This is a genomic window from Kribbella sp. NPDC051718, from assembly GCF_040681515.1.
Taxonomy (GTDB): domain Bacteria; phylum Actinomycetota; class Actinomycetes; order Propionibacteriales; family Kribbellaceae; genus Kribbella.
Genome location: NZ_JBFAYZ010000001.1, coordinates 1,275,075 through 1,292,370, shown reverse-complemented (window position 1 = coordinate 1,292,370; position 17,296 = coordinate 1,275,075). Strand labels below are relative to the sequence as shown.

13 protein-coding genes are annotated in these 17,296 nt (G+C 67.7%); 7 read left to right on the top strand and 6 right to left on the bottom strand.

Translation table 11 applies throughout. The features are described from left to right. Window positions 1-80: 80 nt before the first annotated feature. From AB0M15_RS06350 to AB0M15_RS06330, 5 genes are all read left to right on the top strand, one after another. Entirely contained in the window at window positions 81-1,346 is a 1,266-nt protein-coding gene (locus AB0M15_RS06350) for a hypothetical protein (RefSeq protein WP_363814477.1), read from the top strand. Between the two features lie 172 nt (window positions 1,347-1,518). Next, entirely contained in the window at window positions 1,519-4,098 is a 2,580-nt protein-coding gene (gene clpB, locus AB0M15_RS06345) for an ATP-dependent chaperone ClpB (RefSeq protein WP_363814475.1), read from the top strand. Window positions 4,099-4,354: 256 nt separating this feature from the next. Beyond that, the gene (locus AB0M15_RS06340) at window positions 4,355-4,903 is read left to right on the top strand and encodes a hypothetical protein (protein ID WP_363814473.1); all 549 of its coding nucleotides are present in this window, start codon (window positions 4,355-4,357) and stop codon (window positions 4,901-4,903) included. Beyond that, window positions 4,903-5,256 (top strand): ArsC/Spx/MgsR family protein, encoded by a 354-nt coding sequence (locus AB0M15_RS06335; RefSeq protein ID WP_363814471.1) that lies wholly within the window; start codon window positions 4,903-4,905, stop codon window positions 5,254-5,256. The genes AB0M15_RS06340 and AB0M15_RS06335 overlap by 1 nt, the downstream gene beginning before the upstream one ends. Before the next feature lie 241 nt (window positions 5,257-5,497). Next, entirely contained in the window at window positions 5,498-6,094 is a 597-nt protein-coding gene (locus AB0M15_RS06330; RefSeq protein ID WP_363814469.1) for a hypothetical protein, read from the top strand. A gap of 136 nt (window positions 6,095-6,230) precedes the next feature. On the opposite strand, the gene AB0M15_RS06325 is transcribed toward AB0M15_RS06330, so the two are convergent. Further along, the gene (locus AB0M15_RS06325; RefSeq protein ID WP_363814467.1) at window positions 6,231-7,382 is read right to left on the bottom strand and encodes a pyridoxal phosphate-dependent aminotransferase; all 1,152 of its coding nucleotides are present in this window, start codon (window positions 7,380-7,382) and stop codon (window positions 6,231-6,233) included. A gap of 120 nt (window positions 7,383-7,502) precedes the next feature. Further along, complete coding sequence (locus tag AB0M15_RS06320; protein ID WP_363814465.1) at window positions 7,503-7,946, bottom strand: MarR family transcriptional regulator; 444 nt, start codon at window positions 7,944-7,946, stop codon at window positions 7,503-7,505. 172 nt (window positions 7,947-8,118) lie between these two features. On the opposite strand from AB0M15_RS06320, the gene AB0M15_RS06315 reads away from it, so the two are divergent. Next, complete coding sequence (locus tag AB0M15_RS06315; RefSeq protein ID WP_363814463.1) at window positions 8,119-9,657, top strand: DHA2 family efflux MFS transporter permease subunit; 1,539 nt, start codon at window positions 8,119-8,121, stop codon at window positions 9,655-9,657. A gap of 84 nt (window positions 9,658-9,741) precedes the next feature. Here AB0M15_RS06315 and AB0M15_RS06310 read toward each other — a convergent pair whose 3' ends face one another. Beyond that, window positions 9,742-11,754 carry a glycosyl hydrolase family 28-related protein gene (locus AB0M15_RS06310; RefSeq protein WP_363814589.1) on the bottom strand — a complete coding sequence of 671 codons (2,013 nt, stop codon included), beginning with the start codon at window positions 11,752-11,754 and terminating at the stop codon, window positions 9,742-9,744. Between the two features lie 155 nt (window positions 11,755-11,909). On the opposite strand from AB0M15_RS06310, the gene AB0M15_RS06305 reads away from it, so the two are divergent. Then, window positions 11,910-12,776, top strand: coding sequence for an EamA family transporter (locus tag AB0M15_RS06305; RefSeq protein ID WP_363814461.1), 867 nt, complete (start codon window positions 11,910-11,912; stop codon window positions 12,774-12,776). A 5-nt stretch (window positions 12,777-12,781) separates the two neighbouring features. Here the strand turns inward: AB0M15_RS06305 and AB0M15_RS06300 are convergent, their stop codons facing one another. The 3 genes from AB0M15_RS06300 to AB0M15_RS06290 are packed head-to-tail and all read right to left on the bottom strand — an operon-like array spanning window position 12,782 to window position 17,144. Next, the gene (locus tag AB0M15_RS06300) at window positions 12,782-13,756 is read right to left on the bottom strand and encodes a hypothetical protein (protein WP_363814459.1); all 975 of its coding nucleotides are present in this window, start codon (window positions 13,754-13,756) and stop codon (window positions 12,782-12,784) included. Further along, a complete protein-coding gene (locus AB0M15_RS06295; RefSeq protein WP_363814457.1) occupies window positions 13,753-16,761 on the bottom strand; it encodes a caspase family protein in 3,009 nt (1,002 codons plus the stop codon). Before AB0M15_RS06295 ends, AB0M15_RS06300 begins: the two co-directional genes overlap by 4 nt. Then, complete coding sequence (locus tag AB0M15_RS06290; protein ID WP_363814455.1) at window positions 16,761-17,144, bottom strand: hypothetical protein; 384 nt, start codon at window positions 17,142-17,144, stop codon at window positions 16,761-16,763. Before AB0M15_RS06290 ends, AB0M15_RS06295 begins: the two co-directional genes overlap by 1 nt. Window positions 17,145-17,296: the final 152 nt, after the last annotated feature.

Genomic DNA, 17,296 nt, shown 5'->3' with positions numbered 1-17,296 from the left:
GCGTTGACGGCTAGGGCAGAACTCCGGAAAGATAACTGCGACGCTGCTGCAGCCAGCATCCCGTGACGAACGAGGATCGCATGCGAAAGCTAGCCGCAGTACCTGTACTTGCCCTGTCCGCCGCCCTCCTGACAGCACCGGCAACCGCGCACGCCGCCGTCAACGCCTACTTCGTCGACTCCTCCGCCGGCAGCGACTCCGCCGCCGGCACCAGCACTACGACAGCCTGGCGCAGTCTGGCCAAGGTCAACGGCTTCGCCTTCCAGCCCGGCGACACGATCAGCTTCAAGCGGGGCGGGTCCTGGACCGGCACCCTCACCCTCTCGCGATCGGGCACCGCCGCGGCCCCGATCGTGGTCGGCGCCTACGGCAGCGGGAACCTGCCCGTCATCGGCGGCCCGGTCACCGACTGCGTGAAGATCACCGGTTCGTACTGGTTCGTCGGCGACCTGCGCGCGAGCAACTGCGAGTGGGCCGGCTTCGAGCTGTTCGGCGACCACATCGTGATGGACACCGTCCAGGCCGACGGCAACGCGGCCGGGGTCTCGATCGTCGACGGCTCGGACGGCAACATCGTCCGGTGGAGCACGATCAAGGACAACACCAAGATGAGCGTGCTGACGCCGAAGAACGTGGACCCCGACGACGACGCCGGGGCGTTCGGCTTCCTGGTGCACGGCAACGACAACCTGATCAGCCGGAACGTGATCACCGGCCAGTACGCGTTCAGCTATGACTACGGCTTCGACGGGGCGGCGGTCGAGATCTTCAACGGCAACCGCAACCGGATCGAGTACAACACCACCGCCGACAACGAGACCTTCACCGAGCTCGGCCGCAACGGCACCGGCAAGACCGCCGACGGCAACGTGTTCGGCTACAACAGCGTCACCTCGACCAAGGCCCAGGGTGGCTTCCTGGTCACCCGCGGCGCGGGCAGCGACATCGGCCCGGTGCGCGGCACCGTAGCCCGGAACAACTCCGTCTACCTGCCCAACGGCGACGGCTTCAGCTGCGACGAAGGTTGCGGCGCGGGAATCCTCAAGCTGAGCGGCAACATCATCAAGGTCGGCAAGAAGGTCGGCTACGAGGACGCCTTCGACACCGGCAACCCGGCCGACAGTGCGGACGAGGACCGCGGTGTGTACTCCGGCAGCCAGTACCAGTTCACGCTCGGCCCGAACTCGGTGAAAGCCGACCCGCTCTTCACCAGCGCCACCAATCTGCGCCCCAAGGCCGGCAGCCCGGCCATCGGACGCGGTGAGAGCTCCGACTTCCAGTACGACCTCGCGGGTAGGCCCCTGGCCGGAATCGAGCACTTGGACGCGGGCGCCTATCAGTCCTGACCCGAAGCTGAGGGGGTGGACCCGGCCGGGCTCCACCCCCTTTTGTCGTCTCCGGGGCCGGGTTGTCCCTGAGTTATCCCCAGATTTTGGCAGAGTTGAGTGGAATGGACTCAAGTTTGGATAGGTTGTCTCCAGTAGGACCTGTAACTGAGCTTTGAAAGGCTGGAACCAGATGGATGTTCAGCGGTTGACGACGCTGGCCCGGGAAACCCTGTCGGTCGCGATCCGTCAGACGTCTGCGGCAGGCAACCCGACCGTGGAACCGATTCACCTGCTGTCGGCGCTGCTCGCGCAGCCGGAGGGGACCACTGTCGGTCTCCTCGAGGCCGCGGGCGGTGACCTCGACGCAGTACGCCGCCGCACAGCGGAGGCGATGAGCCGCCTGCCCAAGGCGAGCGGTGGCAGCGTGCAGGCGCCCAGCCTGTCGCCGAAGACGAGCGACGTGCTCAACCAGGCGGAGCAGCGGGCGCTGGGGCTGGGGGACGAGTTCGTCTCCACCGAGCACCTGCTGATCTCGCTGGCCACGGTCGAAGGGGTCGCGCAGACCGCGCTGGGCGTGACGCCCGACGCGCTGCTGCAGGCGTTCGACAAGATGCGCGGCAATCGGCGGATCACCTCGCCCGAGGCTGAGGGGACCACGAAGACGCTGGAGAAGTACGGCGTCGACCTGACCGAGCGGGCCCGCGACGGCAAGCTCGACCCGGTGATCGGGCGCGACTCGGAGATCCGGCGCGTGGTTCAGGTGCTGTCCCGGCGGACCAAGAACAACCCGGTACTGATCGGTGAGCCCGGCGTCGGCAAGACGGCCGTGGTCGAGGGGCTGGCCCAGCGGATCGTCGCGGGCGACGTGCCCGAGTCGCTGCGTGGGCGGCGGTTGATCAGCCTGGATCTGGGGGCGATGGTCGCCGGAGCAAAGTACCGGGGTGAGTTCGAGGAGCGGTTGAAGGCCGTGCTGACCGAGATCAAGGAGTCGGACGGCCAGGTCATCACTTTCATCGACGAGCTGCACACGGTCGTCGGCGCGGGCGCGTCCGGCGAGGGCGCGATGGACGCGGGCAACATGCTGAAGCCGATGCTGGCGCGTGGTGAGCTGCGGATGATCGGCGCCACCACGCTGGACGAGTACCGGACCCGGATCGAGAAGGACCCGGCGCTGGAACGGCGGTTCCAGCAGGTGTTCGTCGGCGAGCCGTCGGTCGAGGACTCGATCGCGATCCTGCGCGGGCTGAAGGAGCGGTACGAGGCGCACCACAAGGTCGCCATCTCCGACTCCGCGCTGGTCGCGGCCGCGACGCTGTCCAACCGATACATCACCGGCCGGCAGCTGCCCGACAAGGCGATCGACCTGGTCGACGAGGCTGCTTCCCGGCTGCGGATGGAGATCGACTCGTCGCCGGTCGAGATCGACTCGCTGCGGCGTACCGTCGACCGGTTGAAGATGGAGGAGCTCGCGCTGTCGCGCGAGGAGGACGCCTCGTCGCAGGACCGGCTGGCCCGGCTGCGTGCCGACCTCGCGGATCGCGAGGAGGAGCTGCGCTCGCTGGAGGCCCGCTGGGAGAAGGAGAAGTCCGGCCTGAACCGGGTCGGCGAGATCAAGGAACAGATCGACGAGCTGCGCGGGCAGGCCGAGCGGGCCCAGCGCGACGGCGACTTCGAGACCGCCTCCAGGATCCTGTACGGCGAGCTGCCCCAGCTGGCCAAGGAGCTGGAGGAGGCCTCCGACCAGCCCGTCGTCGACGGACCGGACGCGATGGTCAACGAGGAGGTCGGGCCGACCGAGATCGCCGAGGTGATCGCGATGTGGACCGGCATCCCGACCGGCCGGCTGCTCGAGGGCGAGACCGGCAAGCTGCTCCGGATGGAGGACGAGCTCGGCCGGCGGCTGATCGGTCAGCGCGAGGCGGTCAAGGCCGTCAGCGACGCGGTCCGGCGGGCACGGGCGGGGATCTCCGACCCGGACCGGCCGACGGGGTCGTTCCTGTTCCTGGGGCCCACGGGTGTGGGCAAGACGGAGCTGGCGAAGGCGCTGGCGGACTTCCTCTTCGACGACGAGCGCGCGATGGTGCGGATCGACATGTCGGAGTACGGGGAGAAGCACAGCGTGTCGCGGCTGGTCGGTGCGCCTCCGGGCTACGTCGGCTACGAGGAGGGCGGCCAGCTGACCGAGGCGGTCCGGCGTCGTCCGTACTCGGTGATCCTGCTCGACGAGGTGGAGAAGGCCCATCCCGAGGTCTTCGACATCCTGCTGCAGGTGCTCGACGACGGCCGGCTGACCGACGGCCAGGGCCGGACGGTCGACTTCCGCAACGTCATCCTGGTGCTGACCAGCAACCTCGGTTCGGCGTACCTGGCGGACATGTCGGTCGAGGACTCGGTCAAGCGCGACCAGGTGATGAACGTGGTCCGTACCGCCTTCAAGCCGGAGTTCATCAACCGGCTCGACGAGATCGTGCTGTTCGACGCGCTCGGCTCGGAGGAGCTGACCAAGATCGTCGGCCTGCAGATCGTCGCCCTGCAGAAGCGGCTGGCCGACCGTCGAATCACCCTCGACGTCGGCGAGGACGCGATGGAATGGCTGGCCATGACCGGTTACGACCCGGTCTACGGCGCCAGGCCGTTGCGTCGCCTGGTCCAGTCGGCGATCGGGGACGAACTGGCCCGCGGCCTGTTGTCCGGCAGCATCCGGGACGGCGACACGGTCCACGTCCGCCTCAGCGAGGCGAAGGACACCCTGGAAGTGACGTCGGCCTGATCCCGGCACCCGCCACGCGCCCTGGATCCCGATCCGGGGCCGCGTGGCGGGTCGTGCTGTCGGCTGCCCGATGGCCTGGCTTGGCCGGTCGGATGGGGGTCGGCGCCCGGGTCGGGGAGATCATTAGCCCCGATCCGGGCGCTTTGCCTCCCCGGTCGGCGGGGAAACCCTCCCCAAGTCCCGGTCTGGTCGTGCTTTTGCATGGGTCTGGGAGGATCAGGGGGAGGGGTCTCTGGTGGAAGGAACTGTGTAGGAGATGAGCGACCAGTACGGCAGGCCCGATCCCGCCGACGAGCGGCCGGGGCCGTATCAAGGCGCCTTCGGCTCGTCTGGCCAGCAACCGCCTTTCGGTGGACAGCCTGGGCCTGGACCTGGTCCGTATGGCGGTGCCTTCGGGCAGAATCCGTACTCGTCGGTGCCCGGGCCGGGGGTGGTGCCGCCGAAGCAGGTGAAGGTCGCAGCGGCGATCTCCCTCGCCCTCGGCGTGCTGTGCGTCCTCCTCGGCCTCTTCATGCTCACCTCGGCCGGCTCGGAGATCGCCAAAACCCTCACCGGCGACCCCTCGGCCAAGGGCGTCGTCGTGGCGGCCGTCCTGATCAGCAGTTCCCTCTACCTGCTCCCGGCCTTCTTCCTCCGCCAACGCCGCCGCTGGGCCCGCACCTTACTGATCGTCGTAGCCGTCCTGGGCATAGCCGGCGGCATCACCGCCCTACCGGCATCGCTCTTAGGCGTAGCCCTACACGCCACCCTGCTCTACCTAATGTTCCAAGAACCCACCAAGCGCTGGTTCCAAGGCCCGCGCTGATGGAGATCTGGATCAACCCCGCTTGCTCCAAATGCCAAGCCGCCACCACTGCCCTGGGCGAGGCCGGCATCCCCTACACAGTCCGCCGCTACCTGGACGACCCGCCCACCGCTGAAGAACTGGACGCAGTCCTAACCCGCCTGAACCTGGCCCCCTGGCACATAACCCGCATGAACGAGCCAGCCGCCGAAGTTGTAGCGGGTCTCCCCATGGACGAAGCTCACCGCTCCGACTGGATCGCCGCTCTAATCGCAAATCCGGTCCTCATCCAACGCCCCATCCTCACCACCGACGACGGCACCACAGTCGTCGCCCGAGACCCAGAAACCCTCGCCCGCCTCGTAGGCAATTAACGCGAAAGCTGGGTCCACTCCTCCGAGCGGTGGACCCAGCCTTCGCTCCGCGAGCACCAGGCCCCACCGTCCGGAGGGAGTTCTGGCTTCACTTCCACGAGGAGCCCCCGGGAGCTGGATAAAGCCTTACATACAAGGCGAAAGGGCCGCCATCCACCCAGGCGATCTGCCCCAAGGCTGCCCCACCCTGCCCACCGAGTGGCTCCCCACGACGCGGCCTCAGTCGCTGCATCATCTCCAGATGCTCAACAAGCCTTCCCCTGATCCTGCCCTTACCGCCTGGATCGACGAGTCGATCATCGTCCGCAAGGACCATCCAGGCGCCTACGCTCTCGCATCGGTAATCACCGATGCATCCGCAGTGGACGACCTTCGCGACATCCTCCGGGCTTTGAGAGAAAAGAAGGTCGTCCGCCTCCACTGGGTTGCGGAATCGAAGAAGCGACGCGATCTGATCGCCCACACGATCGCGGAGCTGGACCTGGTGTCGGTCGTTGCCCTCGGCAAACCCGTCCATCGGCAGAAGCAAGAGCGTGCCCGGCGGTGCTGCCTTGAGTGCGTGCTCTACGAGCTCGACGGGCTCGGTGTCACCCGAGCCTGGCTTGAGTCGCGTGTCCCGGTGCAGGACCGGCGCGACCTGAGGCTGGTCGACAGCGCGAGAGAGAAGGGCTTGATCTCGCGCGATCTGCTGGTCAACTTCGCCCGGCCGACCCAAGAGCCGATGCTCTGGCTACCTGACGCGGTAGCAGGTGCGGTGACGGCCGCGGAATTGGGGGAGCCGCGATGGTTGCTCACGCTGTCCGAGACGGTAGACGTCCGATTCGTCCCGGTCCGGTAAAGCGCGAAAGCTGGGCCCCTTCATCCGGAGGGAATCCCAGCTTCACTTCTCCACAAGGAGCCCTAGGGAGCTGATGTAAGTCTTGCATAGGGGTGAGTGGGGTGTCACGTTGATTCGTGGGGCAGCTTGGGGCAGATCAGAGTTTGGTTAGGCGGGACAGGGCTTCTTCCAGGACTTCTGGTTTTTTGCAGAAGGCCCAGCGGACTAGAGGGCGGCCGGCCTCGGTGTTGTCGTAGAAGACTTGGGTGGGGATGGCTACTACGCCGACGCGCTCGGGGAGCATGCGGCAGAACTCGATGCCGTCGGTGTGGCCGAGGGGGCGGATGTCGGTGGTGACGAAGTACGTGCCTTGCGGGCGATGGACGCCGAAGCCCAGGGATTGCAGGCCGTCGCAGAGTAGGTCGCGTTTGGCCTGCATGGTCGAGCGGAGGGTGTCGAAGTAGTCGTTGCCTAGGGCAAGTGCTCCGGCGACGGCCGGCTGGAACGGGGCGCCCGAGACGTAGGTGAGGAACTGCTTCGCGGTGTTGACGGCGGTGACGACGGCCGGCGCACCGGTGACCCAGCCGATCTTCCAGCCGGTGACCGAGAAGGTCTTGCCTGCACTGCCGATCGAGATGGTGCGGTCTGCCATTCCGTCGTACGCCGTGAGCGGCCGGTGCTGCAGTCCGTCGAAGATCAGGTGCTCGTAGACCTCGTCGGTGATGACGACCAGGTCGTGCTCGACAGCGATCGACGCGATGCCGCGCAGTTCGGTGTCGTCGAGGACGGTACCGGTCGGGTTGTGCGGCGAGTTGATCAGCAACACCTTGGTACGCGGGGTGACGGCCGCCCGGAGCTCGTCGAGATCGAGCCGGAAGTCGGGCGCCCGCAAGGTGACCGGCACGCGACGCCCGCCGGCCATCGCGATACAGGCGGCGTACGAGTCGTAGTACGGCTCGAGTGCGATCACCTCATCGCCCGGCTCGACGTACGCCAGCAACGCCGCCGCAATCGCCTCGGTCGCCCCGGTGGTCACAAGCACCTGGGTATCCGGGTCATACGTCAGCCCGTAAAACCGCTCCTGATGCTCCACAATCGCCTGCCGCAACGCCGGAATCCCACGCCCCGGCGGGTACTGGTTCGCCCCACCCCGGATCGCCGCGACCGCATCCTCCAGCAACGAATCCGGCCCGTCAGTATCCGGAAACCCCTGGCCAAGATTCACCGACCCAGTCCGCACCGCCAACGCCGACATCTCCGCAAAGATCGTCGTCCCCAGCCCCTGCAACCGCACAGCCTCTCCACGCATACCCCGACCCTAACCCGACCCCCACCAGGCTCGTCGCCTTCGGCGACCTCGCGATGGGATGACGGGCGGAGCCGCAGCGGCCGCCCTGCTGGGCTCGTCTGCTTCGCCGACGTCGGCTGATCAGGGCTCGTCGATGGGGACTTCGGGGTTGACCATTCGGGCTAGCCAGGCTCGGGCGGTGGCTCGGTCTGTGGGGGAGAAGGTGGACTCCAGGTCTTCTTCTACGGCTCGGACCTTGGGGGTGGCTTCGGCTAGGCGGGAGTGGCCGGTGGGGGTTAGGTAGATCTGGTGGGTGCGGCGGTCGGAGGGGTTGGGGCGGCGTTCCAGGAGGCCGGAGCGTTCCATGCCGGTGATCAGTTCGTTGGCTGATTGGCGGGCAGTGCCTACCTTGCGGCCTACCTCGGCGATCGTCTGGCCAGGGAGTTCGCGGAGGACCAGCAGGGTGCCGTACTGCTGGACGGACAGGTCGTGCTCGGCCAGGGCGACGGCTACGGCTGAGCGCATGCTGAGCCAGGCGTGGCGGACCAGGAAGGTGACGCACATGCCTTCATCCACAGACTCCATGTCGCCATTCTGCCGTGCGGCGGACGGCAACCAAGAGTGGGTGAGAAATAGATTGACAGGTTCCTGTCGAATAGAGCAGACTCGAAGATGCGTCAGGAACCTGTCAATCATAGGAGTCGTCGTGCATCCTGTCGATCCTCGCCGGCAACGGCGGATTCTTTCGATTCTTGTTGTGTCCGCGATCCTGATCTGGATCGATTCGACCGTGCTCGGCATCGCGCTGGAGCGGCTCGCCGATCCGGTCGACGGGCTTGGTGCCACCCCGGGGCAGCTGCAGTGGGCGCTCGGGATCTACTCGTTGTTCTTCGCCACCGCGCTCTTCGCGGCCGGCGCGCTCGGCGACCGCTTCGGTCACCGGACCGTACTGATGTCTGGTATGGCCGTCTTCGGCGCCTCGTCGGCCTGGGCAGCATGGGCGGACGGCCCGGTCTCCCTGATCCTCGCCCGCGCGCTGATGGGCATCGGCGGCGCGATGATCATGCCGACCTCGATGGCCATCATCGGCTGGGTCTTCCCGCCCGAACGCCGGGCCGGCGCGATCGCCGCCTGGTCCGCGTCGGCCGGTATCGGGGTCGCCGTGGGACCGGTGCTCGGCGGTCTGCTGATCGATCATTTCTGGTGGGGTTCGGTCTTCCTGATCAACCTGCCGATCGTCGCCGCCGGCCTGGTCGGCGCCGCACTGGTCGTACCGAATCCGCGGAGCCCGCAACGCCGCCGGTTCGACCCGCTCGGCCTGGGGTTGTCGACGTTCGGGTTGCTCGGGGTCACGTACGGGCTGATCGAAGGCGGTCAGAGCGGCGGCTGGGGTCGCTGGCAGGTCTGGGGCAGCATCGTGGCCGGCGTACTGCTGATCACGGCCTTCCTGTACTCCGAACTGAAGGAAGCCCACCCCAGCTTCGATCCCCGCCTGTTCCGCAACCGCCAATTCGCCGCCGGCAACGTAGGGATGGCGACCCTCTTCCTCACGATCACCGGGCAGAGCTTCTACCTCACCTTCTACCTGCAAGGCGCTCGCGGATTGTCGGCCCTCCACGCCGGCCTGCTGTCCTTGCCGGGCGCGACAGGCGTCGTCATCGGCTCCGCCCTCGGCGCCCGGCTGGCCCGCCGCTTCAGCGTCGCCGCGGTCTCCGGTACTGCGCTAGCCGTCTTCGCCGGCTGCCACGCCCTCAACCTCACCTACTCGGTCGACACTTCGCTGATCTGGTTCTGCGTGGTCGGCGGTGTCGCGGGGATCGCGATCGGTACTGCGGTAGCGCCGACCAGCGCCGCCATCCTGTCGACCCTCCCGATGGAGCGGATCGGCGCCGGATCAGCCGTCAACAACGCGATCCGCCAGGTCGGCAGCGTGCTCGGCATCGCAGTACTCGGCACGATCGTGTCGAACGTCTACCAGCATTCGATCGCCTCGTCGCTCAGCGGACTGCCGGACGCCGCCCGTGACGCCGCATCGGGGTCGGCGGAGGCAACCCGGCGTACGGCGGCAGCTATCGGCCGGCCGGAGCTGGTCGGTCAGGCGAACGACTCGTTCGTCCACTCGATGCACATCGCGGCCCTCAGCGCTGCCGGGTTCGCGCTCTTCGGCGCACTTGCGGTGATCCTCGCCTTCCGCACAAAAACAACGCCGACCCAGGCGCCTGCGGCGCCTGAGTCGGCGGAAGTGGAAGGAGCCGCCGTTGCTGTGGTGGGGGTGGCGGCAGAGCAAGCCAGTTAGCCGGCCCGGTTGGGGTGGGGCCGCAGAGCGGCCCGGGTGGTTGTGGGTGGGGCCGTGGGGCGGCCCCACCCGGGCCGCTGTGGGTTAGTTCCAGGGGCTTGGGGCCGGTGGGGGAACTACCGGTGGGCGGTCTTCGCAATGGCCGGGGGCGCCGGCGTCGGTGGTCCAGTTGCCGTCGTTGCCGGTGCCCAGGCGGACGTCGAACTCCGGTATGCCGGTGAAGTGGAAGGTGCCGCAGTTGTTGATGAACGGGGCGCCCACGTTGCGGGCGTCGACGTTCTCGAAGGTGGCCCAGCCGCCGACCCGGGCGTTGACCACGTTGGTCCCGGTGCCGTCGACCTTGATGTTGCGGAAGGCAACGTTCGTCAGCGAGTAGTCGTCCTTGACCGGCCAGTCGACGACGAACATGAAGGCGTTGTACGTCGAGTCGAGGAACGAACTGTCCGTAACCTCGATCTTGCCGGACATGTTCGACTGCAGGGCGTAGAGCCAGATCGCGCCCAGCCCGAGATCCCAGTTGAGATCCCGCGGCCCACCACGCACCGTCGTGTTGCGAGCGAACGACAACGTCCCTTCGAACGGCGTCGACCCGAAGCGCGAACCCGCATGCAGGGTGCTGCCCTCGCGGATCGGGTCGGCGACGAGGTTGTCGGTCACCGCGTTGTCGCGGCCGCCGTAGATGGCGATGTCGTTGGCCAGTACCGGCGTCTGCACCGTGTTGTGGTCGTACACGTTGTCGTGGTTGACCAGCCCGGCCGCGTTGGCCTCCGACCACATCGCCAGTCCGTCGTCACCGCTGTTCCGGACGAAGTTGTTGGTCGCCCGCACGTTGGAGACACCCAGGTGCAGGTTCATCCCGTCCGCGACGGCGTCGGTGATGACGTTGTTGCGAATCAGCAGCCCGCTCATCGGCCCGTCGAGCCAGATCCCCACCTTGGTGTGGTGCAGGTAGAGGTTCTGGATCGTCGACCCGCCGCCGATCGCACCGCCGATACCATTTACCTGGTCGGTGTCGATCCGTTCGCGCACATCGCTCTCGATCGCGAAGTCGGACAGGTGCACCTTCGTACTACCGCCGGCGTCGGCATACTTGCCGTAGAAGCCCGGCGCACTGTGCACCGATTTGTCGGGCGCGGGCTCCGCGAGTGGCAGCACCTTGCCCTTGATGATCGTCCACCAGTTGCCGGCGCCTTGCACGGTGACCTTGTCGACGACGATGTGCCGGTTGACCTGGTACGTGCCGGGCGGAATGAAGACCGTCCAGCCGAGCTTCTTCGCCACCGCGATGGTCTTGTCGATGGCCGGCGCCGCGTCGCGCTGCCCGGTCGGATCAGCCCCGAAAAGCCTTACGTCCAAGGACTTCCGAGGTTGCCGCAAAGGCGAAGCGACCAGCTCGAAGTCGGCGACGTCCAGTACGGTCCACGCTGCCGGCGCACCGGCCGGCAGCTGGAAGCGGACCTTGTCGCCGGCCTTGTACGTCTTGCCGAGCAACAGCCGCTGCTCGTCGTAGAAGTGGTTCGGCCGGAACGGCTTGGCGACCGGGTCCGGCTCCGGCTTCCACCAGCCGGGGATCGGGTCGACGTTCGGGTCGTTGGAGAACGGATACATGCCGTACAGCCAGGCGTACTCCGACGTCAGCGTCATCGTCTTGGTCCGCTTGCCGTTCACCAGCACGTCAAGCGGGGATCGCAGCCCACCACCGGACGCGGTGTCCGGGATGCTGTAGCGCAGGGTCAGCCCATTGGCCGGCTTCGACAGCGTGAACTCGACATACTGACCGGCCTGATTCAGCCGTACGGCGGTACGCCCCGACGCCTCGGCGGGCAAGGTGTACGCCTCCCGGCCGGGGCCGAGCTTCTCGCCGGTGGTGACGGCGTTCTCCGCCTCCTGCTCGACGAACGGGACGTCGGCGCCCCGGCCCTGGACCAGCGCCGGGTCCAGCCCCGCGCGGGTCACCACCGGAGCGGGAGCGGGTTGCGGTGGATGATGACTGGAAGTGGCGGCCGCGGACAGACCTGGTACTGCGAGTAGTGCGCCGACGACGGTGCCGATCACGACCGGCCGACGGCGGAAGAGAAGCTGGGACACGGGCGACATCCCCCTCGAACTCACGGCCGCCCCACAGGCGGTGCCGTACTGAGCCCGGACACTACGCATGCCGACCTTTCTCTGCAAGATCTCGACAGATGGAAGAAAGTTCCGCACAAGACCATGGCGTCGGTAGAGTGCCAGGCGATGCCTGAAGAGTCTCCGTGAACACTCAAGCGCTGTCCCTGGTACTGGTCGCAGCACTCCTGCACGCGGCGTGGAACTTCGCCGCCAAGCGGGTCCGCCACGGCGGGGCGACCTTCGTCTGGGCCTACTACACAGCCGCCGCCGTCTTCCTGCTTCCGGCGCTCGTCATCACCTTGCTCACCACGGATGCCCGGCCGCACTGGAACTGGTTGCTGGCCGCTGCCGTCACCGCAGTACTGCACGTGGGCTACGGGATCGTCCTGCAACGCGGGTACGACGTAGGCGACCTGTCCGTCGTCTACCCGGTGGCGCGGGGGACCGGGCCTCTACTGTCGGTGCTGTTCGCAGTACTGCTGCTCCATGAGCGCCCGGGGCCGATCGGCCTGGCAGGTGCCGCGCTGATCGTCACCGGAGTACTCACCATCAGCAGTGGTGGCCCCCGGCGCGCCAAGGGGTCTGCTGTGCGGGCAGGAGTCACGTACGGCGTCGCGACCGGCGCCCTGATTGCGGCGTACACCCTGTGGGACGCGTACTCCGTGACGACGCTCGCGGTGCCACCGGTCATCTACTTCGCCGGCGGCTCTCTCCTGCAGAGCGCGATGCTCACCCCGAAGGTGCTGCGCGGCAAGGACCAGCTTCGCCTGCTGTGGAAGGAGAACTGGCGTGAGGTGCTGATCGTCGGTGCGCTGTCGCCGGTCGCCTACCTGATGGTCCTGTTCGCGATGCGCCTGGCACCCGTGAGCCTGGTGGCCCCGGCGCGCGAGGTCAGCATCGTCCTGAGCGGTCTGGCCGCCTGGCTGGTGCTCGGCGAGGCCGGCGCCCAACGACGGCTGGTCGGCAGCGCCGTAGTGCTGGCCGGCATCGTCGCGATCGCTCTCGCCTGAGCCCGCTATCTGCAGGTCAACCGGTACTTGTGGTCGACGTCGGTGTTGTCGTTGGCGCTGTCGATCACGAAGCTCTGGATCAGTCCGGTGGGGTTGGCTTCCTCGGAGAGGTCGACGGTTGTATCGATGATCGTGTCGCCCTTGGGGATCTTCAGCTCGACCACCGGGTTGCCCTCTTCGGCTGACAGATCGGGGTCCGATTCCCAGTGGTACCGGATGGTGGTCGCCTTGTCGGCGGTGACCTTGGCCTGGATCTTGACCGGATCGTCGCAGGAGACCCTGTTCGTCTTGGGCGCGACGAAGTCGACTTTGCTGATCTTGCCGTCGTCGCCGCCGAGGACGGTGATTCCGGCGATCAGGGCGATGACGGCGACGGCGGCGATGGCCAGGATCGGGATGTAGGGCGGCCTTCGCCGTAGTGGCGGCTGGTCGATGAGCTCAGGATGATCCAGCAGGCCGAGCGGCGGTTGTTGCGGTGGGACCGGGACCGGGACCGGGGCCGCCTGCCGGGCCGGCATCGGGGCGGTGATCGAGTGGAGTGCGAACGGCTGGCCGGAAGCGAGAACGAAGCCGGATTCGTCGGCCAGGAAGCGCTGGTACGTCTGCAGGGCCGCTGCCTGGGCTGTGGCGAGGTCGGTGTCGTCGAGGCCGACGATGTCGAGGCCGCGGGAGACGACGCCGTACAGGAGTTCCAACGGGCGGCCGAACTCGTCGGTCACCGGGCCGGCAGCCGGCGTACCGGCCAGGTCGGCCGGGGTGAGTCGGTGAGTGACGTAGGCGACGGCGAGGTCGCCGGCGGCGAGGCCGTCGATGCGGGAGATCCTCGGCGCCGAGCCGGGCTGATCGCCGCTCGACAGTTGGCCCAATGCGCCGTACTCATTGCTCTGGACCAGGAAATCCGGCATCAGCAGGGACTGGTAGCCCTTGCGCCGGCCGCGCGCGACCAGGAAGGCCCATCCAGGTGACGGCTGCTCAGTCACTCGCCCTGCCTTCCGCTGAGCCGTGAGGCCGGTAGTCGCTGTTCCAGCCGATCGAGTTCCGTCCCGAACTCGGCCAGGACTCCTGCCCTGGCGGCTTCGACGGAGTGGGCCTGTGCTCGGTAATGCTGCCGGGTGCGACCGGCGGCACGGACCTGCTCGGCGGTCGCTCCACCCATCCAGTCGAGGAACATGCCCATTACCTCCCTGCCGGACGATCCGCCGACGACGTCTTGGAGTCGTTGCCGGAGCGCTGCTCCCGCTGGTACCGACAGGAGGCCGTCCAGCGAGGCATCCCCTGCCTGGGCGCGTCGGGCGCGGGCTTCTTCGGTGAGGCGCCGACGGGTCGGTGCGTCCAGGGACGACTCCACCTGGCGGAAGAGGTCCGGGAGGATCGCGGTCAGCGGTACTTCGACGTTGGCGGGCTCGACCTCACCGCCGGGCAGCTTCAGTACATGGCCCTGCTGGTCCATCTGGGCGAAGTGCGGGCCGACGGCGCTGACCGGGATCAGCCGGATGACCCGGTTCTCGAACGTGTGCGTCTCGATCAGGGCGCGGAGATGGGCGGTCTCGAGCAAGGCGTTGCGGACCAGATCGAGACGGGTGTTCTCGTCGGCGTCGGCCGGTTCGCCGAAGCCGCGGACCAGGTCCCACTTGGTGAGGACGAAATGGATCGGGCAGGAGGCGCCGGCCATGATGCCGGTCATCGGCTGGATCTGGCTGCGGAAGTACCGGCGGCCGGCCGGTTCGTTGCGGAGGTACTGCAGGACGCGGTAGCCGTCCAGCATGCAGAGCAGGCCGTGCGCGCCGCGGATCCTGGTCTCCAGGTCGCTGAGGGCGGTGGAGCCCGCTTCCTGCTCGGATTCCAGCAGTTCGCCGGCGTAGTCGAGATAGCTGATCCTGAAGACCGTGTGCCTGGTGCCGGCGTCGAAGGAGACGCAGTCGAAGTCGAGCTCTCTCGTCTCGCCGGTTCTGGTGCCGCGGGGCCAGGGCTCGGAGGTGTCGCTCACTTCGTCGAAGACCTTGCTCAGGTAGACCCGGTGGGCGGCGTTGGTCTCCAGGAAGTAGGACCGCCCGGGCTTCGGCACGTTGACCGTGTGGAACATGCTCGACAGATAGACGGTCTTTCCCGACCCGGCCACGCCTAGCGCGACCACGCGGAAATGCGGGACGGCTGGTGGTGACGACGCCTCGGCGGTACGGCGAGCTGTCGGCGTACCGGCTAGCAGGGTGACTGGATTCCCTTGTGCGCTTGGGGTTGCGGGCCGGCGTACCGGCGGGGGTGGTTGTTGGGCCGGGCGGGATGGTGCTGGGGCGAAGACGCGGGGGCGGAGGACGAACGCGTGGATGGTCGCGCCGATCGCGAGCAGGAACACCAGCGCGGTCAGCTGGATGCCCGAACCGATGCCGATCAGAAGGCCAAGCCACACCACTGAGTAGATGACCGCCGCAGCCTTCGACCCACCGTCCTTGAGCTTGCTCGCCGCGTGGATGAACGGCACCGGCGTCAGCAACCCCAGCGACAGAACCGGAATCAACGCCCAGAACGCCGACCCAACCCCCGGCTGCGGCGGCCCGGCAGGCGTGCTCACCGGAGGTGTCGGCCGCGCGGCGGGCGGGCTCGCTGCAGGCGTTGTCCTTGGTGGCGCAGCCGGTTCGACCACTGCCGGCGGCTTTGGTGTTGTGACTGCTGGTGCCGTTGGAATATCTGGGGTCTTTGTCGGCGGGGGCTCGGTAGGTGCTGGCCGGGCCGGGGCGGGTGGGGTGATGGTGGCGGTTACGGGGATTACTTGTTGGCCGTTGGGGCCCTTCAGGGTGATGGTGCCGGTGCGGGGGCCGGGGGTGGTGGTTTCGATGGTGACTACGAAGGATTCGGTGGACTCCTGGAGGTGGATCCAGGGGTCGTCGGCGTGCGGGATGGCTGCCCGGGCGACCGGTGGGCCCTGGAGACGGATCTCCTGCTTGGGGGAGTCTGCGCCCACCTCGACCGAGGGGAAGGCGATCGAGGTTTGGGTGGGGTCCAGCGCGGCTTCGGCCAGCGCGGCCTTGGCCGGGTCCGCGACGTACTGGATGTCGGTGCGGGCTATCTCAGCCAGCGCCTCGTAGGCACCGACCGCCGACGGGAGGTTCTCGCTCAGCAGCCGGGTGCGGAGTTCGCTGACCGCCCCCAGCCGGGAGAACATGTTGGGATCCGTCATCGCGGCTTGCAGGTCGGCCGGGATCGGCATCGGCTTGATCCGTTTGCGGCGGCTTCTGGCCAGGTACAGCTCACCCTGCATCTCGACGTCGCGGCTCGGCGTCTGGTGCGGAGTCTGCGCCCGGACCCGTTCGAAGACGTAGTCGTACAACTCGTTCAGCGAGACCCAGCCGTCCTCGTCGCGGTCGGCGTCGCCGGTCGCCAGGCCCTCGACCAGGGCGGTGGTGAAGACCGACGGCCGCTGGGTGTTGTCGTCGGCCAGCTGGTCACCCTCGAAGGCGTACTCGATCGAGCTCGACGCCGTGATCACCGCCCGGCCGCGGCCGCCGCCGACGCGGTTCTCCGGGAAGCTGTCGGACACGTTCACGTCGCCGCTCGAGCGGACCGTCACGCCCTTCCCGAACGCGCCGCCGTAGCAGCAGTCCAGCAGCAACACGATGCTGCGCGACCGGCTCGCCCGCATACAGCGCTGGACGAAGTCGGCCGAGATCGCCGTCGAACTGAGCCGGTTCGGCCGGGTGTTCCGGGCCGCGAAGAACAGCTCACCGGCCTCGCTCTTCAAGCCGTGGCAGGAGAAATGCAGCAGCAGTACGTCCTCCGCGCTGCTGTCGGCGAGCAGGTCCTCGATGTGCGTCTGGATGACGTGGGTCGGCTGGTTCCGGACGGTCTGTACCTCGAACGCGCCGATCTGCCGGTCGCCGAGCACCCGCGCGAGCGCCTCGGCGTCGGCGGCGGGTGACAGCAGGTGCCGCAGTCCCTCGTGGTCGTACTCGTCGTTCGCGACGATGAGGGCCTTGCGCCGGCCGTCCATCAGCCGTCGGATCCCGTGTGCCGGCTGACGAACAGTTCGATCAGCCGGGTCTGTTCCTTCTCGGTGACCTCGGACAGTTCGAGTACATCGCCTTCGAGCTCGAGCCGTACGGTCCGTTTGGTGGTACCGCCTTGCGACAACCAGCCACGGATCGCGGCCACCACCTTGCGGACGCCTTGGGCCGACTCGGACAACGTGACCAGCAGACTGCCGATCGCTAGTGCCTCGAACGCCCGGGCGCCAGGTGGCGGTGGTCCGGCGGGTTGCGCCGTGACGTCACCTACGCCGAGGTCGACCAGTTCCTGGCGCAGGTACCTCGTCAGTGTGTCCAGACGTTCGGCATCCGCGCCCGACTCGGACAGCTGCAGCCGCAGCTCTGTCATCCGAGCCCACCCCCTCCCACTCGGTGGAACCCCGCCGAGGCCCCCCACGGCGGATGAGATCCACATCACCAGGCTAGTGCGCCTGGAACCTTCCCGCTACGCATCGTGAGCCAACCAAGTGGTCCTCAGCTCTGCCCGATCGGGCAGAGCTG